Below are 23,282 nucleotides of genomic sequence, written 5' to 3'. Positions count from 1 at the left end.
AGCGGATCTCCGCGAAAACGGGTTGGGGCCGTCGCATAGACTCTAGGGGCTAGCTTGCGGTCGGAGTCCGCATGCCGACGAGCAGGTTCGTCAGCCCGGGAGGCTCGGGCGCTGATGCCTGTCGGATCAACGGGAGTCACGCACACACGATGTCTGGAGCCAACGACCAGTACGACCCGAAAGAGGTCGCCGCGCTGTCGCCGGAGACGCTGGACCGCGCGGTGGTCGAGGCCAGCAAGGCCTTCGCGGCGGCCGCGGATCTCGACGAACTGGCCGCCGTCAAGCCCGCGCACCTCGGTGACCGCTCGGCGCTGTTGACCGCGCGCCGCGAGATCGGCGCCCTGCCGCCCAAGGCGCGGTCGGACGCGGGCAAGCGCGTCAACCAGGCCCGCGAGGCGATCCAGAGCGCGTTCGACGACCGTCGCGCCGCTCTCGAAGCCGAGCGCGACCAGCGGGTGCTGCGCGAAGAGAGCGTCGACGTCACCCTGCCCTGGGACCGCGAGCCGGCTGGCGCGCGGCACCCGATCACCCAGCTCGCCGAGCAGATCGAGGACACCTTCCTGGCGATGGGCTGGGAGGTGGCCGAGGGCCACGAGCTGGAAACCGAGTGGTTCAACTTCGACGCGCTGAACTTCGGCAAGGACCACCCGGCGCGCACCATGCAGGACACGTTCTACGTGGCCCCGGAGAACTCCGGACTGGTGCTGCGCACGCACACCTCGCCGTCGCAGATCCGCGCGCTGCTGGACCGCGAGCTGCCGGTGTACGTGGTGTGCCCCGGCCGCACGTTCCGCACCGACGAGCTCGACGCCACCCACACCCCGGTGTTCTCGCAGGTCGAGGGCCTGGCGGTGGACAAGGGCCTGACCATGGCGCACCTGAAGGGCACGCTGGACGCCTTCGCCCGGTCGATGTTCGGCTCGGAGTCCAAGACCCGGCTGCGCCCGTCGTACTTCCCGTTCACCGAGCCCTCCGCCGAGATGGACATCTGGTTCCCGGAGAAGAAGGGCGGGGCCGGCTGGGTCGAGTGGGGCGGCTGCGGCATGGTCAACCCGAACGTGCTGCGCGCCTGCGGCGTGGACCCCGAGGTCTACACCGGTTTCGCCTTCGGCATGGGGCTGGAGCGGACCCTGATGTTCCGCAACGGCATCCCGGACATGCGCGACATGGTCGAGGGCGACGTCCGCTTCACCCAGCCGTTCGGTATCTGAGGGCCTGCCGATGGTTGATTTGCGTATGACACCCCCCGACATCACTCACCCGAACGAGAGAAGGGCCTGACCAAGTGCGGATTCCGGTTTCCTGGTTGGCCGAGCACCTTGAGCTGCCCGAGGAGACGACCGCGGAGACGCTGGCCGAAGCGTTCATCCGGATCGGGTTGGAGGTCGAGGAGGTCACGCACCTGACGCAGGTGCAGGGGCCGCTCGTGGTCGGCCGCGTCGCCGAGATCGAAGAGCTCACCGAGTTCAAGAAGCCCATCCGGTACTGCCAGGTCGAGGTCGGCGCGAACGAGGCCGGCGAGCAGCAGGTGCAGGGCATCGTCTGCGGTGCCCGCAACTTCCAGGAGGGCGACCTGGTCGTGGTCGCCCTGCCCGGCACGGTGCTGCCCGGCGACTTCGAGATCGCCTCGCGCAAGACCTACGGCAAGCTCAGCGAGGGCATGATCTGCTCGACCACCGAGCTGGGCATCGGCGAGGACGCCGACGGCATCCTGGTGCTGGCGCCCGGTTCGGCCGACCCGGGTGACGACGCGGTGTCGCTGGTCGGGTTGGACGACTCGATCATCGAGCTGGCGATCACCCCGGACCGCGGCTACTGCTTCTCGGTGCGCGGCCTGGCCCGCGAGCTGTCCAACGCGCTGGACGTGCCGTTCGGCGACCCGGGCACCCGCCCGGTCCCGGAGGACGACCGGCCGTCGCGCTCGGTGGAGCTGAGCGACCCGACCGCGTGCTCGCGGTTCGTGCTGCGCCGCGTGACGGGCGTCGACCCGACCGCGCCGAGCCCGTGGTGGATGCGCCGCCGCTTGATGCTGGCCGGGATCCGCTCGATCTCGCTGGCCGTGGACGTCACCAACTACGTGATGCTCGAGCTGGGGCAGCCGCTGCACGCGTGGGACACCAACAAGCTGTCCGGTGACCTGGTGGTCCGCCGCGCCGAGGCGGGCGAGAAGCTGACCACCTTGGACGGGCTGAGCCGGGAGCTGGACACGGATGACATCGTCATCGCCGACGACTCCGGCCCGGTGTCGCTGGCCGGTGTGATGGGCGGCGAGTCCACCGAGATCGGCCACGAGACGCACGACGTGCTGCTGGAGGGCGCGAACTGGGACCAGGCGAGCATCGCCCGGGCCATTCGCCGCCACAAGCTGCCCAGCGAGGCGGGCAAGCGGTTCGAGCGGCAGGTCGACCCGGCGGTCGCGCCGGTTGCCGTCGAGCTGGCCGCGCAGCTGCTGGTCCGCTACGGCGACGGCACCATCGCGCCGGGTCGCACCGACGTCGGTGCGCCGAAGCAGCCCGAGCCGGTGACCATGCCGCTGGCGCTGCCGGACAAGGTCGCCGGTGTGTCCTACGAGCGGGGTGTGACCGCCGAGCGGCTGCGCCAGATCGGCTGCCGCATCGAGGTCAGCACCTCCGACGAGGGCGTCGGCCTGGTCACCGCGACCCCGCCGACCTGGCGCCCGGACCTGACGCAGCCCTACGACCTGGTCGAGGAGGTGCTGCGGCTGGAGGGCTACCACACGATCCCGTCGGTGTTGCCCGCCGCGCCGCCCGGCCGCGGTCTCACCGGCGAGCAGCGCCGCGAGCGGGCGGTGTCCCGCGCGCTGGCTGGCGAGGGCTACGTCGAGGTGCTGCCGTTTCCGTTCACCAGCAAGGCGACGCTCGACGCGTTCGGCCTGGCCGAGGACGACGAGCGGCGCCGCACCATGTCGGTGCTCAACGCGCTGGAGAGCGAACGGTCGCTGCTGACCACGACGCTGCTGACCGGCCTGGCCGAGGTCATGCAGCGCAACGTCTCCCGCGGGCAGCGCGACCTGGCTCTGTTCCACATCGGACAGGTCGTGCAGCCCGCCGCGGACCAGCCGGCGGTGCCAGAGGTCGGCGTCGACCAGCGTCCGAGCGTCGAGCAGGTCGCCGCGCTGGAGGCCGCGCTGCCAGCGCAGCCGACGCACGTGGCCGTGATGCTGGGCGGTCACCGGGAGCAGGCCGGCTGGTGGGGCAAGGGCCGCGAGGCGAGCTGGGCGGACGCCGTCCAGGCCGCTCGCGTGGTCGCCTCGGCCGCCGGTGTGGAGCTCGAGGTCGGCGCCGGTGAGCTGGCGCCGTGGCACCCGGGCCGCTGCGCGCAGCTGAAGGTCGGCGAGACCGTGGTCGGCCACGCCGGTGAGCTGCACCCGAAGGTCGTCGAGGCGCTCGGCGTGCCGAAGCGGACCTGCGCGATGGAGCTCGACCTGGACGCGTTGCCGCTGGCGGACCGCCGTCCGGCGCCGGAGATCTCGGCCTACCCGCCGGTGCTGATGGACATCGCGCTGGTGGTGGACGCCCAGGTCGCGGCGACGAACCTGATCGACGCGGTCCGCGCGGGTGGCGGTGACCTGCTGGAGGACGTCCGCCTGTTCGACGTCTACGCGGGTGAGCAGCTGGGCGAGGGAAAGAAGTCCCTGGCCCTTGCCCTCCGCTTCCGGGCGCCGGACCGCACCCTCAAGCAGGAGGAAGCCACCGAGGCCCGCGACGCGGCGGTCAAGTCCGCTGCCGACCGCCTCGGCGCAACCCTGCGCGGCTGACACGAACGCCCCAGCGGCCCCGTTCCTCACCGGGACGGGGCCGTTGGCCTTTTCGGGGAGGTGCGGATTGGTAAAGCTGGATCGGTTGATCAACGTGCTCGGCGGGTTCGGGGCTCGGCTGGTCAGCGCACCGCGGAGCAGGTCCGCGGATCTTCGTTCCGTGGCGCTGCACGATCTGGCCGATGCCGGGGCCACCGGGGATGTGCTGCTGGCGGTAGGCGTCGACACCGACGACGCGGGGTTGATCAAGCAGACGTCGGCCGCGGTCGTGGTGTTCCGGGCCGCTTCTGTCGGGGACCAGGTGGTCGCGGCCGCTCGGGAGCGCGGTTTGGCCGTCGTGCTCGTGGACCCGGCTGTTTCGTGGGGCCAGTTGGCCGGGGTCGTGTACGGGCTGGTGCTCGAGGGACGCGAGACCGAGGCCGGGCGCGGGCCGACCGACCTGTTCGCGCTGGCCGACGCGCTCGCGGATTCGGTGGGTGGGCCGGTCACCATCGAGGACCACCGGTCCGGGGTGCTCGCGTACTCCCGGCGGCAGCTCACCGCCGACCGGGCGCGGCTGGCGACGATCCTGGGGCGGCAGGTCCCGGAGGAAATCCGGCGGACGCTGGCCGAGCGGGGCGTGTTCCGGCACCTGGAGACCTCGGACGAGCCGATCTTCGTGGCGCCGCTGGAACCGCAGGACTCGCACGGGCGCGTGGTCGTTGCGATCCGCGCGGGCCGGGAGCTGCTGGGGTCGATCTGGGTGGAGACCCAGCACCCGCTCACCGCCTCGCACGAGGCCGCGCTGACCAGTGGTGCTCGCACCGCCGCACTGCACCTGCTGCGCACGCGGGCCAGCGCGGACCTCGAGCGGCAGGTCGAGTCGGACCTGGTCATAGGCCTGTTGGAAGGGCACGAGGACGCTTCGGCGGTGCTGAGCCGACTCGGGCTGCGCGGCGAGCAGTTCCGGGTGGTGGCCGTGCAGGTGCACGGCGGTGCTGCGCCGGACGAAACCGCGTTGCTGGCTTTCGAGCGGTCGACGATTGGGTTCGGCTGGTCGCGCCCCGGGCGCAGCGCGTTGTTCGCCAACACCGTCTACACCGTGCTGCCCTACGACGATGCCGCGCGCGCCCGCGAGTGGGTGCGCGCGCTGGTACGGGAACTGCCGTCGGAGACCACGATCCTTGCCGGGGTCGGGGGAGCGGCCGGGCCGAACCAGCTCGTCGACAGCCGGCGGGAAGCCGACGAGAGCCTGGCCGTCCACGAGTCCCGGTCCGGTCAGGACGCCGTGGTCTACGACGAGGCGTGGCACGAGATCCTGCTGCGCCGCCTGCGGCACGCCGCCTCGACCGGCCGGTTGCCGGATCGCGGGCCGGTCGTGGACCTCCGGCGGCACGACCGGGAGCAGGGCACCCGTTACGTCGAGACGTTGCGGGCCTGGCTGGAGTGCCAGGGCGATCTCGGGGCGGCCGCGGCGCGGTTGGAGATCCACCCGAACACGGTCCGGTACCGGATGCGGAAGATGGCAGAGTTGACCCGGTTGGACCTGGACGATCCGGCCACTCGGCTGGCGATGATCATCGCCATCGCGGTCGGATAGTGGATTCCGGCCAATGGGCTCGCCGGGAATTGTTCGGATTGAACACTGGCCGCGCTTGGTAGCCGAGGCATGCTCCTCTGCAAGGTTCGCACCTAGGAGGGCAGCATGCGCGAGGACGGGATCGACGGGATTCCGCGACGGGCAGTGGTCGTCGGGGCCGGGGTGGTCGGGTTGTCCACCGCGTGGTTCCTGCAGGAGCACGGCGTCGAAGTGACCGTGCTCGACAAGCAGGACGTGGCGGCGGGTTCGTCCTGGGGCAACGCCGGATACCTCTCGCCGGCCTTCTCCATTCCGCTGCCGGAACCGGGAGTGCTGAAGTACGGGCTGCGCACGCTGTTCTCCCCGGACGCTCCGCTGCACGTGCCCGCGTCGATGGACACCAGCCTGTGGTCGTTCCTGACGCGTTTCGCCACGCACTGCACGCCGTGGGCGTGGAAGCGGTCGATGACCTCCTTCGTGCCGATGAACGCCGAATGCCTTGACGCCTTCGACGCGCTGACTGCGGGCGGGGTCGAGGCGAAGACCGAGTCGGCGCCGATGACCGCAGCGTTCGAAAACCCCGAGCAGGTCGCTGAGCTGCGCCACGAGTTCGACCAGATCCGGCAGTGCGGTCAGCAGATCGCCACCACCGAGCTGTCGGTGTCCGACTCCGGTGTGCCGCAACTGTCCGACCGCATCTCATCGGTGCTGCGCGTCGACGGGCAGCGCTACGTCGACCCCGGCGAGTTCACCCGAGCCCTCGCGCGGTCCTTCGTGGAGCGCGGCGGGACGCTGCGCACCGGGTTCACCGTGCGGGAGATGGTGCGCACCAGCGGACAGGTGATCGTCAAGTCCGACAAGGACGACCGGGTCTCCGCCGAGACGGTCGTGCTGGCCACCGGTGCCTGGATCAGCAAGCTCGCCAAGCCGCTGGGCGTGCGCACCCCGGTGCGCGCCGGTCGCGGCTACTCCTTCACCGTCCCGACCGAAGAGCCGGTCCCGGGCCCGATCTACCTGCCCGCCGCGCGAGTGGCGTGCACGCCGTACCAGGGTGCGCTGCGCGTCGCAGGCACCATGGAGTTCCGGCCGGTCGACGCCCCGCTGGACCAAGGCCGCATCGAGGCGATCGTGCGCTCGGCGCGTCCGCTGCTGAAGGGTGTGCGCTGGGAAGAGCGCCACGACGAGTGGGTGGGCGGACGTCCGGTCACGCCTGACGGGCTCGCGCTGATCGGTGCGACCAAGGTGCCCGGCACCTACATCGCGGGCGGGCACGGCATGTGGGGCCTGACCCTCGGCCCGCTCACCGGACGCCTGCTCGCCGAGCAGATCACCACCGGCAAGCGCCCGGCGCTGCTGCGGCCGTTCGACCCGTTGCGATGAACGAACTCACGACTGCGGAGCGCGAGGAACTCGACCGGCTCCGCCGGGAGAACCACCTGCTGCGAGTGGAGAAGGAGATGCTGTTGCGCATCGCCACCGAGTACGCGCTGGACCAGCGCGTCCCGGTGATCACGCACGACAACTGATCTGACGGGGGTGGTTTCGCGCGAAACCACCCCCGCAGTTCACGAGGTGACGGCGCACTGGCCGCGGTCCTCGACGGTCGGCCCGGCTGCCGTGGGCCGGACGTCGAAGTCGAAGATCGCCGTGGGCAGGTACAGCGTGCAGCAGGCGTTGGGGATGTCCACGATGCCGCTGATCCGGCCCTCCACCGGTGCCGAACCGAGGAGCAGGTACGCCTGCTCGCCGGTGTAACCCCACTTCTTGAGGTACTCGATGCCGTTCAGGCAGGCCCGGCGGTAGGCGATGGTGGCGTCCATGTAGTAGTTCGTGTCCGACTCGTGGTCCACCGAAACCCCGGAGAACGACAGGAATTCCGAGTACCGCGGCTCGACGTTGCCCGGCATGAACAGCGGGTTGGTGGTCACGCCGAACTTGGCCATGCCGCCCTTGATCAGGTCGACGTGCAGGTCGATGAACCCGCCCATCTCGATCGCACCGCAGAAGGTGATCTCGCCGTCGCCCTGGCTGAAGTGCAGGTCGCCCACGGACAGCTTGGCGCCCGGTACGAAGACTGGGAAGTAGATCCGCGATCCGCGGGAGAGGTTCTTGATGTCCTGGTTGCCGCCGTTCTCGCGGGCCGGCACGGTCCGCGCCCCCTCGGCGGCGATGCGGTCGGCCTCGGCACCGGTGGCCTGACCGGCCAGCGCGCCGTTGACCGTCGGGGGCAGCCCGAGCGGCGGCACCCGGTTCGGGTCGGTGTCGATCAGCGCCTGCTCGCGCCGGTTCCACCTGGCCAGCAGGTCCGCGGACGGCGCGGTGCCGATCAGGCCGGGGTGGGTGATGCCGGTGTAGCGGATGCCGGGCAGGTGGCGGGAGGTGGCCTGCTGGCCGTGGAAATCCCAGATCGCCTTGTAGGAGTCGGGGAACTGCTCGGTCAGGAAGCCGCCGCCGTTGTTCCTGGCGAACACCCCGGTGTAGCCCCAGCCCTGGCCCGCCGCGTTGCCGGTCTGCACCGGCACCGGCCCGAGGTCGAGGATGTCGACCACCAGCAGATCGCCCGGCTCGGCGCCCTCCACCCCGAAGGGGCCGGAGAGCATGTGCGTGACGTCGAGGTCGACGTCGCGGACGTCGTTGGCCGAGTCGTTGTTGCCGAGCTGCCCGTCGGTCCACTCCCGGCACTCGACCCGGAACTCCTCACCAGGTCGGACCACGGTGGCCACCGGCACGTCCGGGTGCCAGCGGTTGTGCCCGGGCACCTCCTGGTCCCGCATCGACTTCGACTGGTTAACGCTGAACACCACTTCTGGCATGGCAGAACCTCCTCGGAGCCGGAACAGGTCAGCGGCGGGAAGGCAAGCCCGGGACCTCGGTGACCACGTCCGGTTCCGAGCGGCTGCGCTCCTCGTGGTCGAGGGCGGCGTGGAGCTGCGCAGGCACGGTGGTCAGGTGTGGTGCCGAGAAGACTCGACGGGAACTGCGCTGGCAGTCCGGGCAGGCGTGCGAGTCCGCCGCCGTTCCGATCGCCTGGTGCGTGTCGAACCGACCGCACCGCGGGCACTCGTACTCGTAGGTCGCCATGCGGTCCCTCCCCCTGAGACCTCTGAAGGCGTGCTCGAGCCGCCCGAAGGCGGCCCAAAGTCGAGGGGAACCCGGGCCGGGAGGACTGTCAAGTGGACCTCGACCGCGCGGATCAGCGGTGCGGCGAGCAGTTCACGCCCGTTGACCGCAGGTGTTCGATGCGTCGAGGATCCCGCCCACGAAGGTGGACCACCTGTTGGTGGGGCTCACGATGCGCGTTCCCGGTGGCATCGGACTGCGCCGGGTTGTGGATCTTCTCCGGAATCGCCGCTGCAGCGGTGTGCGCCCTGGCACCATGATCCGGTGGTCGGACCCGGAGGTGCTCGGAGCCTGCAGGAGGTCCTGCGGCAGCGGCAAGGCGGCGAGTTCGTCGGTCGACGTCTGCAGCGCGATGCGTTCTCCGCGAACCTGGAGCTGCCGGCCACCACGCGCAAGTTCGTGTTCGGCCTGCACGGCCAGGCCGGCATCGGGAAGACGTTCCTGCTGCGCCAGCTGCGCGAGATCTCGCTGCAGCGGTCCGCGCTGGTCGCGGTCACCGAAGACAACGAGTCGAACCTGGTCCGTGTGCTGGCCGCGATCGCTCGCCAGCTGGCCGGCCAGGGCGGGGAGGCGCGGAACTTCGCGCAGCGCTTCGCCGAGTACGAGCGGCGCCACGACGACGTGCTGTCCGATCCGCAAGCGCCGTCCGAGGCCAGGGAGCTGGTGATGTCGACGGCGGTCAAGTTCGGGCTCGGCGTCGTGCGCGCCGCCGCGCCCGGCCTCGGGCCGGTTGCCGATGCCGTCCCACCGGAGAAGATCCAGGAGTGGGTGGAGCAGTGCCGCGGTTATCTGGCGAAGCGCTTCGGCAGCCAGGCCGATGTCCGGTTGCTGCTCTCGCCGGTCGAGGAACTCTCCCCGTACCTGGTCGATGACCTGCGGAAGATCGCCCGGCATCGGCAGCTGGTGGTGCTGTTCGACAACTACGAGCGCACCTCCGAGGTCGTCGAACCGTGGCTGTTGCGCATGCTCCAGGGGCACTACGGGGACCTCCCGCTCGGCTTGGTGATCGGCATCGCGGGGCAGCACCCGCTCGACCTCAACCGCTGGGGCGAGTACTCGTCGATCATGGTGTCCTGGCGGCTCGATCCGTTGACCACCGAGGAGTCCAGGACGCTGCTGGACCGGAAGGGCGTTCGCGACCCCGATCTGGTGGACGTGGTCCTCGAACTGTCGGGCGGCCTTCCGCTGCTGCTCGCCAGCCTGGCCGAGTCGGGCCACGACGACGCGTACGACCCGACCGGGATGGCGGTGGCGCGGTTCCTGAACTTCGTTCCGGAGCAGGAGAGCAGAGATGACGCGGTGCTCGCGGCACTGCCACGGGTGCTGGACGAGGACGTGCTCGCAGTGCTGCGGGAGCCTGGCAAGGCGGTGAGCCTGTTCCGGTGGCTGCGGGAGCGGCCGTTCGTCCACGAGAGCCAGGGACAGCTGCGGTACCACCAGGTCGTTCGGGAGAAGATGGTGCGCTACGAGCGGGGCCGCGCGCCGCGGCGCTTCCGCCAGTACCACCAGGCCCTCGCCGAGCACTTCCTCCAGCGCCGCCAAGAGCTCGGACTGCCCGGGGATTCCTGCTGGTACGACTGGGAATGGCGGACGCTGCTGGTGGAGGAGTTCTACCACCGGCTCTGCTCGTCGGCGCACCGGTGGTTGCCGGAGGCGTTGCACCACTGCGCCACGGCTTGCGGGATGGAGACCGGGGCCGAGTCGTCCATGCGCGCATGGCTCGACGTGATCGGCGCGGCCGCGCGGGATTGCGAGGTCGGTGCTGTCGTCGCGTGTGCTGGTGATCTGCAGCGGTTCGTGGTGCCCGGCGGCTCGATCGATCGCATCGGCCTGCAGCGCTACCTCGCGAAACGGCTGGAGCAAGCGAGTTTCGGACCGGAGATGGGCGCGCGGTCCAGCACCGCCGACCGGGGAGCCGCGATCTCCGGTGGAAGTGCTCGCAGTTCCGGTCAGAACAGAGGGGCGATCTATTCGGACGACGACTTCTTCGGCGCCGATGAGCAGAGGCCGGCACCGCCGGTGATCGGGGAATGAGCCCTCAGCGGGTGCGGGGGAGGTGGCGGGTGGCGAACTCGTCGGCGGTGATGCCCATCAGGACCAGGTACTGGGCTCCGCCGCAGAGGAATTCCGGGTCGTGGAGGTGGCCTTCTTCGCGGAAGCCGAGCCTGGTGTGCAGGGTGAGCGACGCGGTGTTGCTGCCGTAGATGCCGACCTCGCACTTGGTGAAGCGGCGGTGGCCGAACATGTAGGCGAGCAGGGTGTTGATCGCGTCGTCGGCGTAGCCGTGGCGGCGGTGCTGCGGGCCGATTCCGATGCCGTAGCTGAAGATCTCCGGTTCCGGCTGGCTGGTCGACAGCGAGCCGACCAGGGTGCGGTCCTGCCGGGTTTCGATCGCCAGCTGGAGGTCCTCGCCGGCTTCGAGGTGGTCGGCGCGGTGCGCCGCCCAGTGCCGGTAGCCGTCGAACTGCGGTGGTCCCTCGCGCGCGGATTCCCGGTCGAAGCCGACCAGGGTGCGCCGGTCACCCGGTTCGATGCCGCGTAACCGCACCCGATGTCCCACCCAGCCTGAAGTCGGCCGCGAAGCATGGCGGTTGACCGCACTCGGGCGCGGCGGGGTCATGGTCATCAGCAACGATGATCTCGCGTCCCCGAAGCGATCTCGCAAGGGGGTCGGGTGAGATACGACACTTCGATAACCCCGATGGAACCTCGTTTTGCAGTGGATTCAGCACGCAACGTGCAAGTCGGTGGTGAGATGCTGCGGCCTAGCCCTTCGAGTCCGGCTTCCAGTCCTGGGCGAGGAGTCCGAGCAGCACCTCGTCGAGGAACTCGCCCATCACCCAGGCCGAGGAGCGCAGCACGCCCTCGCGGACGAAGCCGTTGTGCTCGGCGGCGCGCAGCATCGCGGTGTTGTCCGACAGCGTCTCGATCTGCAGCCGGTGCAGGCCGCGCACGATGAATCCGTAGTGGCACAGCGCCGCGACCACGTCGGTGCCGTAGCCCTCGCCGCGGGCGGACGGCAGCAGTCCCAGCCCGATGTGCGCGGACCGGTGGTGGTTGTCGATGCCCCACAGCGTCGCGGCGCCGACCAGTGCGCCGCCGTCCAGCTCCACCACGGAGAACGGGACGACCTGCTCCTTCTCGTTCTCGTCGTTCACCACGAGCCGCGGGTCGTTCGAACCGGGCGTGATCGGCCGCCACGGCTGGCCGTCGGCCCGCGAGGCGTTGACCACGTCGTCGAAGAGCTCGGCTCGCAGGATCGGGATGTCGTCCTCGTGCCGGGCCCTGAGTCCGATCGTCTTGCCTTTGAGCATTCAGGTTTCCTAGTCGAGCGGCAGGGCCGACGGCAAACGATTTTCGGTGCGTGACGAATGCCTGTTTGATTAACGTTGCATGAGGGTGCATAATCATCCGCATGACGGTTCGAGTGGCAGTTGCCGGTGCCAGTGGCTACGCGGGCGGGGAGCTGCTCCGCCTGCTGCTCGCGCACCCCGAGGTGGAGATCGGTGCGTTGACCGCGGGCGGCAACGCCGGGAGCAAACTCGGGCAGCACCAGCCGAACCTGCTGCCGCTGGCCGACCGCGTGCTGGCCGAGACCACGGCCGCCGAGCTCGCCGGGCACGACGTCGTCTTCCTCGCGCTGCCGCACGGCCACTCCGCCGCGATCGCCGCCGAACTCGGCGACGACACCGTGGTGATCGACTGCGGCGCCGACCACCGGCTCAACGACCCCGAGGACTGGTCCCGCTGGTACGGCGGGGACCACCCCGGCACCTGGCCCTACGGCGTGCCCGAGCTGCCCGGCGCGCGCGAGCGGCTGCGCGGTGCCAAGCGCGTCGCCGTTGCCGGGTGCTTCCCCACAGTGTCCTCGCTGGCGCTCGCCCCGGCGCTTACCGCCGGGCTGGTCGAGCCCGAAGCGGTCGTCGTCGCGGTCACCGGGACCTCCGGCGCCGGGCGCGCGCTCAAGCCGCACCTGCTGTCCGCCGAGGTCATGGGTTCGGCCAGCGTCTACGGCGTCGGTGGCGCGCACCGGCACACCCCGGAGTTCATCCAGAACCTCAGCGCCGCGGCGGGCGAGCCGGTGAAGGTCTCGTTCACCCCGGTCCTCGCGCCGATGTCGCGCGGCATCCTCGCCACCTGCAGCGCCGCGCTGCGCGAGGGCGTCGACGCCGCTGCACTTCGCAAGGTCTACCTCGACGCTTACGGCGATGAGCCCTTCGTGCACGTGCTTCCCGAGGGGCAGTGGCCGCAGACCTCGGCCACGCTCGGCGCGAACACCGTCCACCTGCAACTGGCGGTGGACCCCGATGCCGATCGGCTGATCGTCGTCGCCGCCGAGGACAACCTCACCAAGGGAACTGCGGGCGGTGCCGTGCAGTGCATGAACCTCGCGGTCGGCCTGCCCGAGACCACCGGCCTGCCGACGGTCGGGGTGGCCCCGTGACCGGCATGGCGCTGCGGCTGCACGGCGAACTGCTGGCCGTCGGCATGGTTCCCACGCACGTCAACCTGGCGCTGACCGGCGGCAACGCGCCGATCAAGGGCAGCCTCACCACCAGCGCGGGCCGCACCATCGTCTTCCCGCACTCGCTGGCCGCCGAAGCCGGGCGCGACGTGCGGGTGGAGGGACCCTTCCGGGCGCTGGAGGTGCACGGCCCGCTGGACTTCGCGCTGACCGGAGTCCTGGCCGCGCTGCTGGTGCCGCTGGCCGACGCCGGGATCAGCGTCTTCACCCTGTCCACGTTCGACACCGACTGGATCCTGGTCCCGGCCGACGCCGCCGCGCGGGCCGCGGAAGTGCTCACCGCTGCGGGGCACACCGTCGAAGACACCGAGGAGAGCAAATGAGCGTGACCGGACCTGCTGGTTTCCGGGCGGCCGGGGTGGCCGCCGGGATCAAGGCCGAGGGCAAGCGCGACCTCGCGCTCGTCGTCAACGACGGGCCGCAGCAGGCCGCGGCCGGGGTGTTCACCACCAACAAGGTCAAGGCCGCGCCGGTGCTGTGGTCGCAGCAGGTGCTCAAGGAGCGCAAGCTGCGCGCGGTGGTGCTCAACTCCGGCTGCGCCAACGCCTGCACCGGCCCGGAGGGCTTCCAGGACACCCATGCCACCGCGGAGAAGGTCGCCGGCGTGCTCGGTGCCGGCGCGATCGAGGTGGCGGTCTGCTCGACCGGTCTGATCGGGGATCGGCTGCCGATGGATGCGCTGCTGCCCGGCGTCGACACCGCTGCCCAGGCGCTCGGGAACGACGAACAGGCCGGTTTCGACGCGGCCACCGCCGTGCTCACCACCGACACCAAGGCCAAGCAGGCCTTCAGCCAGCACGACGCGGGCTGGTCGATCGGCGGCTTCACCAAGGGCGCCGGGATGCTCGCGCCGAACCTGGCCACCATGCTCGGCGTGCTCACCACCGACGCGGTGATCAGCGGCGACGACCTCGACGAGGCGCTGCGCGCGGCCACCCGGGTCACCTTCGACCGGCTCGACGTCGACGGCGGCACCTCCACCAACGACACCGTGCTGGTGCTGGCTTCCGGCGCTTCCGGCGTCGAGGTGTCCAAAGAGGACTTCGCAGAGCTGCTGACCACCGTCTGCGCGGATCTGGTCCGGCAGCTGCAGGACGACGCCGAGGGCGCCACCAAGCTCATCGACGTCGTCGTGCGCGGTGCGGTCAGCGAAGCCGACGCGGTCGCCATCGGGCGCACCATCGCCGAGGACAACCTGGTCAAGACCGCGATCTTCGGCTCCGACCCGAACTGGGGCCGCATCGCGATGGCGCTCGGCCGGGTCGACGCCGAGATCGACGTGGACAAGATCGAGATCGCCACCAACGGCGTCACCCTCTACGCCAACGGCACCAAGGCCCGCGACCGCAGCGAGGCCGACCTGTCCGGCCGCGAGGTCGAGATCGTCGTGGACCTGCACCTCGGCGAGCACACCGCGACCATCTTGACCACCGACCTGTCCCACGCCTACGTCGAAGAGAACAGCGCGTACTCGTCATGACCCCAGAAACCACCGACCGGCTGGCCACCGCCGCGGAGAAAGCCAGCGTGCTGGTCGAAGCGCTCCCGTGGTTGCAGCGCTTCCACGGCGCCACCATCGTGATCAAGTACGGCGGCAACGCGATGGTCGACGACGAGCTCAAGCAGGCCTTCGCCACCGACATGGTGTTCCTGCGCCTGGCCGGGCTGCACCCCGTCGTGGTGCACGGCGGCGGCCCGCAGATCACCTCGATGCTCGACCGCCTCGGCATGGAGGGGGAGTTCCGCGGCGGACTGCGGGTGACCTCCCCGGAGACCATGGACGTGGTGCGCATGGTGCTGGTCGGCCAGGTCGGGCGCGAGCTCGTCGGCCTGATCAACCAGCACGGCCCCTACGCGGTCGGCATGTCCGGTGAGGACGCCGGGCTGTTCACCGCCGAGCGCCGCACCGCCACCGTCGACGGCGAAGCGGTCGACGTCGGCCTGGTCGGCGACGTCGTCTCGGTCAACCCCGACGCGGTGCTGGACCTGATCAACGCCGGTCGCATCCCGGTCGTGTCCACCGTCGCCCCGGACGTCGACGGCGTGGTGCACAACGTCAACGCCGACACCGCCGCCGGTGCGCTGGCGGTGGCGCTGGGCGCCGAGAAGCTGGTGGTGCTCACCGACGTCGAAGGCCTCTACACGAACTGGCCGGACCGCTCGTCGCTGGTGTCCCGGCTCGACGTCGATCAGCTGGCCGAACTGCTGCCGAACCTGGCCTCGGGCATGGTCCCGAAGATGGAGGCCTGCCTGCGCGCGGTGCGCGGCGGAGTCCCGCGGGCCCACGTCATCGACGGACGCCTCGCGCACTCCCTGCTGCTGGAGGTCTTCACCAGCGCCGGTATCGGCACCATGGTCGTGCCGGCGCAGAACACCGAGGAGAACTGATGACCGGCAACGCCGCGGGCGCGCAGCGCTGGCAAGCGTCCATGATGGACAACTACGGCACGCCGAAGCTGACCCTGGTCAGCGGTTCGGGCGCCGAGGTCACCGACGCCGATGGCAAGACCTACCTGGACTTCCTCAGCGGGATCGCGGTCAACTCGCTCGGCCACGCCCACCCGGCCATCGTGCGAGCGGTCTCGGAGCAGGTCGGCAAGCTCGGCCACGTCTCCAACCTCTACGTGCACGAGCTCGGCCTCACCCTCGCCGAACGGCTGCTGGACCTGGCCGGGGCGAGCGGGCAGGGCCGCGTGCTGTTCTGCAACTCCGGCGCCGAGGCCAACGAGGCCGCGTTCAAGATCGCGCGGCTGACCGGCCGGCCCAAGATCGTGGCCACCAACGGTGGTTTCCACGGCCGCACCATGGGCGCGCTCGCGCTCACCGGCCAGCCCGCCAAGCAGCAGCCCTTCGAACCGCTGCCGCCCGGCGTGGTGCACGTCCCCTACGGCGACGCGGCCGCGCTCGCGTCCGAAGTGGACGACAACACCGCCGCGGTGTTCCTGGAGCCGATCCAGGGCGAGAACGGCGTGATCGTCCCGCCCGAGGGCTACCTGCAGGCGGCCCGCGAGATCACCGCCCGCAACGGCGCGCTGCTCGTGGTCGACGAGGTGCAGACCGGCATCGGCCGCACCGGGTCCTGGTTCGCCTTCCAGCGCGCGGGCATCACGCCCGACGTGATCACCCTGGCCAAGGGACTCGGCGGCGGCCTGCCCATCGGCGCTTGCATCGGCATCGGCGCCGCGGGTGACCTGATGCACCCCGGCCAGCACGGCACCACCTTCGGCGGCAACCCGGTGGTCTGCGCCGCCGCACTCGCGGTGCTGGACACCATCGCCGCCGACGACCTGCTCGAGCACGTCGACAAGGTCGGCGAGGAACTCGTCTCCGGCATTCGGCAGCTCGACCACCCGCTGATCGGCGAAGTGCGCGGCGAGGGCCTGCTGATCGGCGTGGGCCTGACCGAAGCCGTCTCCGCCGAGATCGCCGCCGCCGCGCAGGACGCCGGATTCCTGCTCAACCCCATCCAGCCGGACGCCATCCGGCTGGCCCCACCGCTGATCGTGCGGTCCGAGCAGGTGCAGCGACTGCTCGCCGCCCTGCCCGCGCTGCTCGATGCTGCCAAGGAGAACGACTGATGCCCCGCCACTTCCTCCGCGACGACGACCTCACACCCGAGGAGCAGATCGAGGTCCTCGACCTCGCCGACCAGTTCAAGGCCGACCCGCTCGGTTCCGACGCGCTGGCCGGGCCGAAGGCCGTCGCGGTCCTGTTCGAGAAGAACTCCACCCGCACCCGGCTGTCCTTCGAGGTCGGCATCGCCCAGCTCGGCGGCCACCCGGTCGTCGTGGACGGGCGGATGATGCAGCTCGGCCGCGAGGAGACCATCGAGGACACCTCCCGAGTGCTGTCCCGCTACGTTGACGCCGTGGTGTGGCGGACCTTCGCCCAGGCCCGCATCGACGCCATGGCCTCGGTTTCCAGCGTTCCGGTGATCAACGCGCTGACCGACGAGTTCCACCCCTGCCAGGTGCTCGCCGACCTGCAGACCATCCGCGAGCGGCACGGCAAGCTCGAGGGCCTGACCCTGACCTACCTCGGCGACGGCGCCAACAACATGGCGCACTCGCTGATGGTCGGCGGCGTCACCGCCGGCATGCACGTGCGCATCGGCGCTCCGGAGGGCTTCCGCCCGCTGGAGTGGGTGCTGGAAGCGGCCAAGGCGCGTGCCGCCGAAACCGGTGGCTCCGTCGAACTGTTCAGCACCCCGAACGCCGCCGTGGACGGCGTCGACGTCCTGGTCACCGACGCCTGGACCTCGATGGGCCAGGAGAACGACGGCAAGGACCGGGTCAGCCCGTTCCGGCCGTTCCAGGTCAACGCCGAACTGCTGGCCGCCACCGGCAAGGCCGACACCAGCGTGCTGCACTGCCTGCCCGCGCACCGCGGCATGGAGATCACCGACGACGTGATCGACAGCCCGGCCAGCGCGGTGTTCGACGAAGCAGAGAACCGGCTGCACGCCCAGAAGGCGCTGCTGGCGTGGTTGGTGCGACGACCATGACGAACCGAGTGGCGCGGCAGGCCCGCATCGTCGAACTGGTCTCGTCGAACGGCATCCGCAGCCAGACCGAACTGGCCAAGCGGCTCGCCGACGACGGCATCGAGGTCACCCAGGCCACCCTGTCCCGGGACCTCGACGAGCTCGGCGCGGTCAAGCTGCGGGGCGCGGACGGCGGGGCGGCGGTCTACGTCATCCCCGAGGACGGCAGTCCGGTCCGCGGCGTCCAGGGCGGCACCTCGCGGCTGAGCCGGCTGCTCGGCGAACTGCTGGTCGGCGCCGACGGCTCGGGCAACCTCACGGTGCTGCGCACCCCACCGGGGGCGGCGCAGTTCCTGGCCAGCGCCATCGACCGGGCCTCACTGCCGGAAGTCGTCGGATCCATCGCCGGTGACGACACCGTGATGATCGTCGCCCGCGAGCCCCTCACCGGCCACGAGCTGGGGGAGCGGTTCATCGCGATGGCCGCCGGTGCCCGGCCCGCCGACGAGGACGCACCGGAGAACAACGGCAGGACCTAGAGCGCGGATCGGGTGGTGGTTCCCGAGCTGGTCATACATCAGGAGGGGCACCCGCAGTCCAGGGAAGCGCTCAGGTTCCGCTAAGCGACCACCCACCCAGACGACTGGCCAACAGGCTCTTAGGAGCAGAGCAGATGAGTGAGCGCGTGGTGATCGCCTACTCCGGCGATCCGGACTCGTCCGCGGCCATCCGGTGGCTCGTGGAGCGGACCCGAGCCGAGGTCGTCGCGATCACGGTCGACCTCGGCCAGGGCGGCGAAGACCTGGCGGCGGTCCGCCGGCGCGCCCTCGACTGCGGAGCGGTCGAAGCGGTCGTCACAGATGCCCGCGACGAGTTCGCCGAGCAGCACTGCCTGCCCGCGCTGCAGGCCAACGCGCTCCCGCTGGTCCCGGCGCTGTCCCGGCCGCTGATCGCCAAGCACCTAGTCGCCGCCGCTGACGAGTTCGGCGCGCTCGCCGTCGCGCACGGTTGCGCGGGCGAGCTCGGGAGCATCGAAACCGACGTCCGCTCACTGGCTCCGAGGCTGGGAGTGGTCTCCCCGGGGCGCGGCCAGCACGACGTCGGTGGGACAGCGCGTTGCGCGATCGAGCGGAACGTCTGGGGTCGGGCCGCGGAAACCGTTCTCCCGCAAGACGTTTGGGGCATGCCTGACGCCGAAGAGCTGACCGTCACGTTCGACCGGGGCGTTCCGGTGGCCATCGATGGCGAGACGGTCACGGTGCTGCAAGCGATCCAGGAGCTCAACCGGCGGGCCGGTGCTCACAGCGTGGGCGAGCTCGGCACCACGAGCCACCAGGTACCCGGAGCGATCACGCTGATCACCGCGCACCAGGAGCTGGAAGAGGTGACCCTGGAACGCGACTTGGCCCGGTTCAAGCGCACCGTCGGGCACCGGTGGACGCAACTGGTCGAAGACGGCCTGTGGTTCTCCCCGTTCAAGGATGCCCTGGACGCCTTCATCGCCGACTCGCAGCAGCAGGTCTCCGGCGAGGTCCGGATCGCCCTGCACGAGGGCCGCGCGATCGTCCGCGACCGCCGCGGCGAACAACCCTGGTGCGCCCCGAACCTCCCGACCTGGTACGACTCCTCCGAACGGGAGCTCGGTCAGTTCTGCGGCCAAGCCTGAGACCGGCCGACCTCCACCCAACTACGAGCACACCTAAGGAACACCGTGACGCAGCAAGGCAGCGAGCCCACCAAGCTCTGGGGCGGCCGGTTCGCCTCCGGCCCGGCCGAAGCGATGGCCGCGCTGAGCCTGTCGACCCACTTCGACTGGCGGCTGGCGCCCTACGACATCGCCGGATCCCGCGCCCACGCCCGCGTGCTGCACCACGCCGGGCTGCTCACCGCCGACGAGCTCGAGCGGATGCTGCAGGGCCTGGACGTCCTGGCCACCGACGTCGAATCCGGCACCTTCAAGCCGGTCATCGACGACGAGGACGTGCACACCGCCCTCGAACGCGGCCTGCTGGAGCGGGTCGGCACCGACCTCGGCGGCAAGCTGCGCGCGGGCCGTTCCCGCAACGACCAGGTCGCCACCTTGTTCCGGATGTGGCTGCGCGACGCCAACCGCCGCGTCGCCGCGGGAGTCCTGGACATCGTCGACGCGCTGGTCACCCAGGCCGCCAACCACCCCGACGCGGTGCTGCCCGGCCGCACCCACCTCCAGCACGCCCAGCCGGTGCTGCTCGCGCACCACCTGCTCGCGCACTGCCAGTCGCTGCTGCGCGACGTCGCGCGCATCCGCGACTGGGACGCCCGCACCGCGTACTCGCCCTACGGCTCCGGTGCGCTGGCGGGTTCCTCGCTCGGCCTCGACCCGCAGGCCGTCGCCGCCGAACTCGGCTTCGACGGTGCCACGGACAACTCCATCGACGGCACGGCGTCCCGCGACTTCGCCGCCGAAGCGGCGTTCTGCCTGGCCATGCTCGGCGTGAACCTCTCCCGGATCGCCGAAGAGGTGATCATCTGGAACACCGCCGAGTTCGGCTACGTGACCCTCGACGACGCCTGGGCCACCGGCAGCTCGATCATGCCGCAGAAGAAGAACCCCGACGTCGCCGAACTCGCCCGCGGCAAGTCCGGTCGGCTCATCGGCAACCTCAGCGGCCTGCTGGCCACCCTCAAGGCGCAGCCGCTGGCCTACAACCGCGACCTGCAGGAGGACAAGGAGCCGGTCTTCGACTCCGTCGAGCAGCTGGAACTCCTGCTGCCGGCGATGGCGGGCATGCTCGGCACCCTGACCTTCCACACCGAACGGCTCGCCGAACTCGCGCCGGCCGGTTTCACCCTGGCCACCGACATCGCCGAGTGGCTGGTCCGCCAGGGCGTGCCGTTCCGGGTGGCGCACGAGGCGTCGGGGGAGTGCGTGCGCACTGCCGAAGCCCGCGGCGTGGGTCTGGAGGAGCTGACCGACGAGGAGCTGGCCGCGGCCAACCCCGCGCTGACCCCGCAGGTGCGCGAGGTGCTCACCGTCGAAGGCTCGATCGCCTCCCGCGACGCGCACGGCGGCACCGCCCCGAACCGCGTCGTCGAGCAGCGCGAACGGGTCGTGGCCGCGGTGCGCGAACATCGCGGCTGGCTGTCTAAGTGATCACGGTTCAGCCACGACCGGTACTGTCTATGGTGTGCGCCAGGTGACACGCGACGAACTCGCCCTCGACCCGCTGTGGGTGGCTCGATGGCTCCTTGGCTGCGAGCTGCGCTCGAGCGGCCCCGAGGGCGAGGTCGGCGTGCGCCTGGTCGAGGTGGAGGCCTACCGCGGCGTGGACGACCCCGCGTCGCACTGCTACCGGGGGCAGACCGAGCGCAACGCGGTCATGTTCGGCCCGGCCGGCCACCTCTACGTGTACTTCGTCTACGGGATGCACTTCTGCATCAACGTGGTGTGCCTGACCGACGGTGTCCCCGGCGCGGTCCTGCTCCGCGCCGGGGAGATCACCGCGGGCCACGACCTGGCGCGCTCCCGGCGCCCGGCAGTCCGCAAGAAAGCCCAGATCGCCAGCGGCCCGGCCCGGCTGGCCGGAGTCCTGGGCATCACTCGGGAACACAACGGCATCGACCTCACCGACCCAGCGTCACCCATCCGGCTGGTCAACGGCTCGCCGGTCGCCGAGGACGACATCCGCAGCGGCCCGCGCGTCGGAGTAGCCGCGGCCATGGACCTGCCGTGGCGGACTTGGGTGGACGGTTCCGAGGCCGTCAGCAGCTACCGGCGCGGCGCCCGCCGCCGGGTCCAGGCCCGGGCGTAAACCCGGTTGCTCGCATGAGCGAGACTGGCAGGCGTGAGTGAGAACATCCTCGACGAGCTGACCTGGCGCGGACTGATCGCGCAATCCACCGACCTCGACTCGCTGCGACGGGAACTCGACCAGGGGCCGCTCACCCTCTATGCCGGTTTCGACCCGACCGGGCCCAGCCTGCACGCCGGACACCTGATCCCGATCCTGACCCTGCGCCGCTTCCAGCAGGCCGGGCACCGACCGGTGGTGCTGGCAGGCGGAGCGACCGGCTTGATCGGCGACCCGCGCGACGTCGGTGAGCGCAACCTGAACGACGAGAGCACCGTGCTGGAGTGGACCGAGAAGATCCGCACCCAGCTGTCGGCGTTCGTCGACTTCGACAACTCGCCGACTGGGGCGATCATGGAGAACAACGCGCACTGGACCGCGGACCTGCCGGTCACCGAGTTCCTGCGCGACATCGGCAAGCACTTCTCGGTGAACACCATGCTGGCCCGGGATACCGTCAAGCGGCGGCTGGAGACCGACGGCATCTCCTACACCGAGTTCAGCTACATGCTCCTGCAGGCCAACGACTACGTGCAGCTGAACCGCAAGTACGGCACCCGGCTGCAGCTCGGCGGCTCCGACCAGTGGGGCAACATCATCGCCGGCGTCGACCTGGTCCGGAAGCAGGAGGGCGTCGCCGCGCACGCGCTGACCCTTCCGCTGGTCACCGACTCGGAAGGCCGCAAGTTCGGCAAGTCCACCGGTGGTGGCAACGTCTGGCTCGACCCGACGATGACCACGCCGTACGCCTGGTACCAGTACTTCGTGAACTCGGCCGACGCCGACGTGGCGAAGTACCTGCGGCTGTTCACCTTCCTCGGCCGCGAGGAGATCGCCGAGCTGGAGCGCACCACCGAGGAGAAGCCCCAGCTGCGCGCCGCGCAGAAGCGTCTCGCCGAGGAGCTGACCACGCTGGTGCACGGCGCGGACACGACGCAGAAGGTCATCGCGGCCAGCCAGGCGCTGTTCGGCCGGGGCGAGCTGGGCGAGCTCGACGAGCCGACGCTGGACTCGGCGATGGCCGCGGTGCCGACCGCCGAGGTGCGGCTTTCGGACGGTCCGAACCTGGTCGACTTGCTGGTCGAGACCGGTCTGGCGAACGGCAAGGGGGCGGCGCGGCGCACCATCAAGGAGGGCGGCGCGTACGTCAACAACACCAAAATTGCTGATGAGGAGTGGTCTCCGAGCAAGGAGGAGCTGCTCCACGGCCGTTGGCTGGTAATTCGTCGTGGCAAGCGTCACACTGCGGGCGTTCGGGTCCTGCACTAGCCTGGAATCAGCACCGGAACGGGGCGCTGACCAGCGTGTTCGCTTCTTTCCGGTGCTGATCTCCGCCGATTTGACTTGGCGCGGATCGACGCGTAAATTAATTCAAGTCAGCGCGACACGGGCCGGGAAAAACCGGAACGAGCGCGGCACGGGGTAGCGAACCAAGCTCCCATCTCCGGATGGTAGAGTGGGCACCTCGATCGGGAAACCGGAAAAGCAGCAGTGGACCATCGTGCTACTAGATGCGGATTCGGATCCCAACCCAGATCTTTGAAGAAAATATGCTTGACTGCGGTCGGGTTAAATAGCGAGCCGGGATTTTCACGGTGAAGCAGTGGGAAACGAAAGTGACCCCCTGAAACACTGGAAAATAGGCCTGCTAGAGTAACCGGCACAAGAGAGCGATCGGGAAACCGGAAAGCAACTGGGAGCCGTTGGCGCCCTGAACGGATTCGGATCCCAGTCAGATCTTTGATTAAAATGCGATTCGCTTCGCGGTTGATAACTCTAAACTGGTTCGATATCCGGGAGATAACGAAACGGGAACGGGAAACGAAAGTGCCCCCCCTGAAACACCGGAAAATGGGCCTGCTAGAGTTACCGACATAAGAAAGCGAACAGAGGAAATGCTCCCCGGAGCTTCACGGCCTGAAAATGGTTGTGGGTGATGGTGTGGGTGTGTTCTTTGAGAACTCAACAGCGGACTGTTTTGGTTAGTG

Annotated in this window: 21 protein-coding genes; 17 read left to right on the top strand and 4 right to left on the bottom strand. The window is 70.1% G+C overall.

Translation table 11 applies throughout. The features are described from left to right. The first annotated feature begins 149 nt into the window (after nt 1-149). The 5 genes from pheS (at nt 150) to ACWCO2_RS17630 (ending at nt 6,862) form a co-directional block, all read left to right on the top strand. Complete coding sequence (gene pheS, locus ACWCO2_RS17650; RefSeq protein ID WP_450128789.1) at nt 150-1,211, top strand: phenylalanine--tRNA ligase subunit alpha; 1,062 nt, start codon at nt 150-152, stop codon at nt 1,209-1,211. Between the two features lie 74 nt (nt 1,212-1,285). Beyond that, the gene (gene pheT / locus ACWCO2_RS17645; protein ID WP_450128788.1) at nt 1,286-3,778 is read left to right on the top strand and encodes a phenylalanine--tRNA ligase subunit beta; all 2,493 of its coding nucleotides are present in this window, start codon (nt 1,286-1,288) and stop codon (nt 3,776-3,778) included. Between the two features lie 67 nt (nt 3,779-3,845). Then, nucleotides 3,846-5,357, top strand: coding sequence for a PucR family transcriptional regulator (locus tag ACWCO2_RS17640; protein WP_450128787.1), 1,512 nt, complete (start codon nt 3,846-3,848; stop codon nt 5,355-5,357). A gap of 105 nt (nt 5,358-5,462) precedes the next feature. Then, nucleotides 5,463-6,716, top strand: a complete 1,254-nt coding sequence (locus ACWCO2_RS17635) for an NAD(P)/FAD-dependent oxidoreductase (protein WP_450128786.1) — start codon at nt 5,463-5,465, stop codon at nt 6,714-6,716. Further along, entirely contained in the window at nt 6,713-6,862 is a 150-nt protein-coding gene (locus ACWCO2_RS17630) for a hypothetical protein (protein ID WP_450128785.1), read from the top strand. Before ACWCO2_RS17635 ends, ACWCO2_RS17630 begins: the two co-directional genes overlap by 4 nt. A gap of 39 nt (nt 6,863-6,901) precedes the next feature. Here ACWCO2_RS17630 and fmdA read toward each other — a convergent pair whose 3' ends face one another. Both fmdA and ACWCO2_RS17620 read right to left on the bottom strand, forming a co-directional pair. Then, entirely contained in the window at nt 6,902-8,149 is a 1,248-nt protein-coding gene (gene fmdA / locus ACWCO2_RS17625; protein ID WP_450128784.1) for a formamidase, read from the bottom strand. Between the two features lie 28 nt (nt 8,150-8,177). Further along, the gene (locus tag ACWCO2_RS17620; protein WP_450128783.1) at nt 8,178-8,417 is read right to left on the bottom strand and encodes an FmdB family zinc ribbon protein; all 240 of its coding nucleotides are present in this window, start codon (nt 8,415-8,417) and stop codon (nt 8,178-8,180) included. A gap of 303 nt (nt 8,418-8,720) precedes the next feature. On the opposite strand from ACWCO2_RS17620, the gene ACWCO2_RS17615 reads away from it, so the two are divergent. Continuing rightward, on the top strand, nt 8,721-10,490 hold the full coding sequence (locus ACWCO2_RS17615; protein WP_450128782.1) for an ATP-binding protein: 1,770 nt from the start codon (nt 8,721-8,723) through the stop codon (nt 10,488-10,490). Nucleotides 10,491-10,494: 4 nt separating this feature from the next. On the opposite strand, the gene ACWCO2_RS17610 is transcribed toward ACWCO2_RS17615, so the two are convergent. Together ACWCO2_RS17610 and ACWCO2_RS17605 are read right to left on the bottom strand one after the other, a co-directional pair. Beyond that, nucleotides 10,495-11,082 carry a GNAT family N-acetyltransferase gene (locus ACWCO2_RS17610; protein ID WP_450128781.1) on the bottom strand — a complete coding sequence of 196 codons (588 nt, stop codon included), beginning with the start codon at nt 11,080-11,082 and terminating at the stop codon, nt 10,495-10,497. Between the two features lie 139 nt (nt 11,083-11,221). Continuing rightward, on the bottom strand, nt 11,222-11,770 hold the full coding sequence (locus tag ACWCO2_RS17605) for a GNAT family N-acetyltransferase (protein WP_450128780.1): 549 nt from the start codon (nt 11,768-11,770) through the stop codon (nt 11,222-11,224). Between the two features lie 101 nt (nt 11,771-11,871). Here ACWCO2_RS17605 and argC point away from each other — a divergent pair, with 101 nt between their 5' ends. The 11 genes from argC to tyrS all read left to right on the top strand — a co-directional run bounded on the left by argC (nt 11,872) and on the right by tyrS (nt 22,563). Beyond that, on the top strand, nt 11,872-12,900 hold the full coding sequence (gene argC / locus ACWCO2_RS17600; RefSeq protein ID WP_450128779.1) for an N-acetyl-gamma-glutamyl-phosphate reductase: 1,029 nt from the start codon (nt 11,872-11,874) through the stop codon (nt 12,898-12,900). Nucleotides 12,901-12,905: 5 nt separating this feature from the next. Beyond that, nucleotides 12,906-13,304 carry an ACT domain-containing protein gene (locus tag ACWCO2_RS17595; RefSeq protein ID WP_450128853.1) on the top strand — a complete coding sequence of 133 codons (399 nt, stop codon included), beginning with the start codon at nt 12,906-12,908 and terminating at the stop codon, nt 13,302-13,304. Continuing rightward, nucleotides 13,301-14,461, top strand: a complete 1,161-nt coding sequence (argJ, locus tag ACWCO2_RS17590) for a bifunctional glutamate N-acetyltransferase/amino-acid acetyltransferase ArgJ (protein WP_450128778.1) — start codon at nt 13,301-13,303, stop codon at nt 14,459-14,461. The genes ACWCO2_RS17595 and argJ overlap by 4 nt, the downstream gene beginning before the upstream one ends. Then, complete coding sequence (argB, locus tag ACWCO2_RS17585) at nt 14,458-15,369, top strand: acetylglutamate kinase (protein ID WP_450128777.1); 912 nt, start codon at nt 14,458-14,460, stop codon at nt 15,367-15,369. Before argJ ends, argB begins: the two co-directional genes overlap by 4 nt. Then, nucleotides 15,369-16,559: an acetylornithine transaminase gene (locus tag ACWCO2_RS17580; protein WP_450128776.1), complete on the top strand. Its 1,191-nt coding sequence runs from the start codon at nt 15,369-15,371 to the stop codon at nt 16,557-16,559. The genes argB and ACWCO2_RS17580 overlap by 1 nt, the downstream gene beginning before the upstream one ends. Then, complete coding sequence (gene argF, locus ACWCO2_RS17575; protein ID WP_450128775.1) at nt 16,559-17,485, top strand: ornithine carbamoyltransferase; 927 nt, start codon at nt 16,559-16,561, stop codon at nt 17,483-17,485. The genes ACWCO2_RS17580 and argF overlap by 1 nt, the downstream gene beginning before the upstream one ends. After that, nucleotides 17,482-18,003, top strand: coding sequence for an arginine repressor (locus ACWCO2_RS17570; protein ID WP_450128774.1), 522 nt, complete (start codon nt 17,482-17,484; stop codon nt 18,001-18,003). The genes argF and ACWCO2_RS17570 overlap by 4 nt, the downstream gene beginning before the upstream one ends. 134 nt (nt 18,004-18,137) lie before the next feature. After that, a complete protein-coding gene (locus ACWCO2_RS17565; RefSeq protein ID WP_450128773.1) occupies nt 18,138-19,130 on the top strand; it encodes an argininosuccinate synthase domain-containing protein in 993 nt (330 codons plus the stop codon). A 45-nt stretch (nt 19,131-19,175) separates the two neighbouring features. Next, nucleotides 19,176-20,597 carry an argininosuccinate lyase gene (gene argH, locus ACWCO2_RS17560; protein ID WP_450128772.1) on the top strand — a complete coding sequence of 474 codons (1,422 nt, stop codon included), beginning with the start codon at nt 19,176-19,178 and terminating at the stop codon, nt 20,595-20,597. A gap of 34 nt (nt 20,598-20,631) precedes the next feature. Then, the gene (locus tag ACWCO2_RS17555; RefSeq protein ID WP_450128771.1) at nt 20,632-21,255 is read left to right on the top strand and encodes a DNA-3-methyladenine glycosylase; all 624 of its coding nucleotides are present in this window, start codon (nt 20,632-20,634) and stop codon (nt 21,253-21,255) included. Between the two features lie 33 nt (nt 21,256-21,288). Next, on the top strand, nt 21,289-22,563 hold the full coding sequence (tyrS, locus tag ACWCO2_RS17550; protein ID WP_450128770.1) for a tyrosine--tRNA ligase: 1,275 nt from the start codon (nt 21,289-21,291) through the stop codon (nt 22,561-22,563). The last annotated feature ends 719 nt before the right edge of the window (nt 22,564-23,282 follow it).

It is taken from the genome of Saccharopolyspora sp. NPDC002376 (assembly GCF_053593195.1).
The sequence above is the reverse complement of the archived record's forward strand: the minus strand, read 5'-3'. Positions and strand labels throughout refer to the sequence as shown.

What these genes read in the sequence shown, in the direction of transcription:
- pheS (WP_450128789.1), top strand. Translation starts at nt 150, where the DNA reads ATGTCTGGAGCCAACGACCAGTACGACCCGAAAGAGGTCGCCGCGCTG.
- ACWCO2_RS17635 (WP_450128786.1), top strand. Translation starts at nt 5,463, where the DNA reads ATGCGCGAGGACGGGATCGACGGGATTCCGCGACGGGCAGTGGTCGTC.
- ACWCO2_RS17630 (WP_450128785.1), top strand. Translation starts at nt 6,713, where the DNA reads ATGAACGAACTCACGACTGCGGAGCGCGAGGAACTCGACCGGCTCCGC.
- fmdA (WP_450128784.1), bottom strand. Translation starts at nt 8,149, where the DNA reads ATGCCAGAAGTGGTGTTCAGCGTTAACCAGTCGAAGTCGATGCGGGAC.
- ACWCO2_RS17620 (WP_450128783.1), bottom strand. Translation starts at nt 8,417, where the DNA reads ATGGCGACCTACGAGTACGAGTGCCCGCGGTGCGGTCGGTTCGACACG.
- ACWCO2_RS17610 (WP_450128781.1), bottom strand. Translation starts at nt 11,082, where the DNA reads ATGACCATGACCCCGCCGCGCCCGAGTGCGGTCAACCGCCATGCTTCG.
- ACWCO2_RS17605 (WP_450128780.1), bottom strand. Translation starts at nt 11,770, where the DNA reads ATGCTCAAAGGCAAGACGATCGGACTCAGGGCCCGGCACGAGGACGAC.
- argC (WP_450128779.1), top strand. Translation starts at nt 11,872, where the DNA reads ATGACGGTTCGAGTGGCAGTTGCCGGTGCCAGTGGCTACGCGGGCGGG.
- ACWCO2_RS17595 (WP_450128853.1), top strand. Translation starts at nt 12,906, where the DNA reads ATGGCGCTGCGGCTGCACGGCGAACTGCTGGCCGTCGGCATGGTTCCC.
- argJ (WP_450128778.1), top strand. Translation starts at nt 13,301, where the DNA reads ATGAGCGTGACCGGACCTGCTGGTTTCCGGGCGGCCGGGGTGGCCGCC.
- argB (WP_450128777.1), top strand. Translation starts at nt 14,458, where the DNA reads ATGACCCCAGAAACCACCGACCGGCTGGCCACCGCCGCGGAGAAAGCC.
- ACWCO2_RS17580 (WP_450128776.1), top strand. Translation starts at nt 15,369, where the DNA reads ATGACCGGCAACGCCGCGGGCGCGCAGCGCTGGCAAGCGTCCATGATG.
- argF (WP_450128775.1), top strand. Translation starts at nt 16,559, where the DNA reads ATGCCCCGCCACTTCCTCCGCGACGACGACCTCACACCCGAGGAGCAG.
- ACWCO2_RS17570 (WP_450128774.1), top strand. Translation starts at nt 17,482, where the DNA reads ATGACGAACCGAGTGGCGCGGCAGGCCCGCATCGTCGAACTGGTCTCG.
- ACWCO2_RS17565 (WP_450128773.1), top strand. Translation starts at nt 18,138, where the DNA reads ATGAGTGAGCGCGTGGTGATCGCCTACTCCGGCGATCCGGACTCGTCC.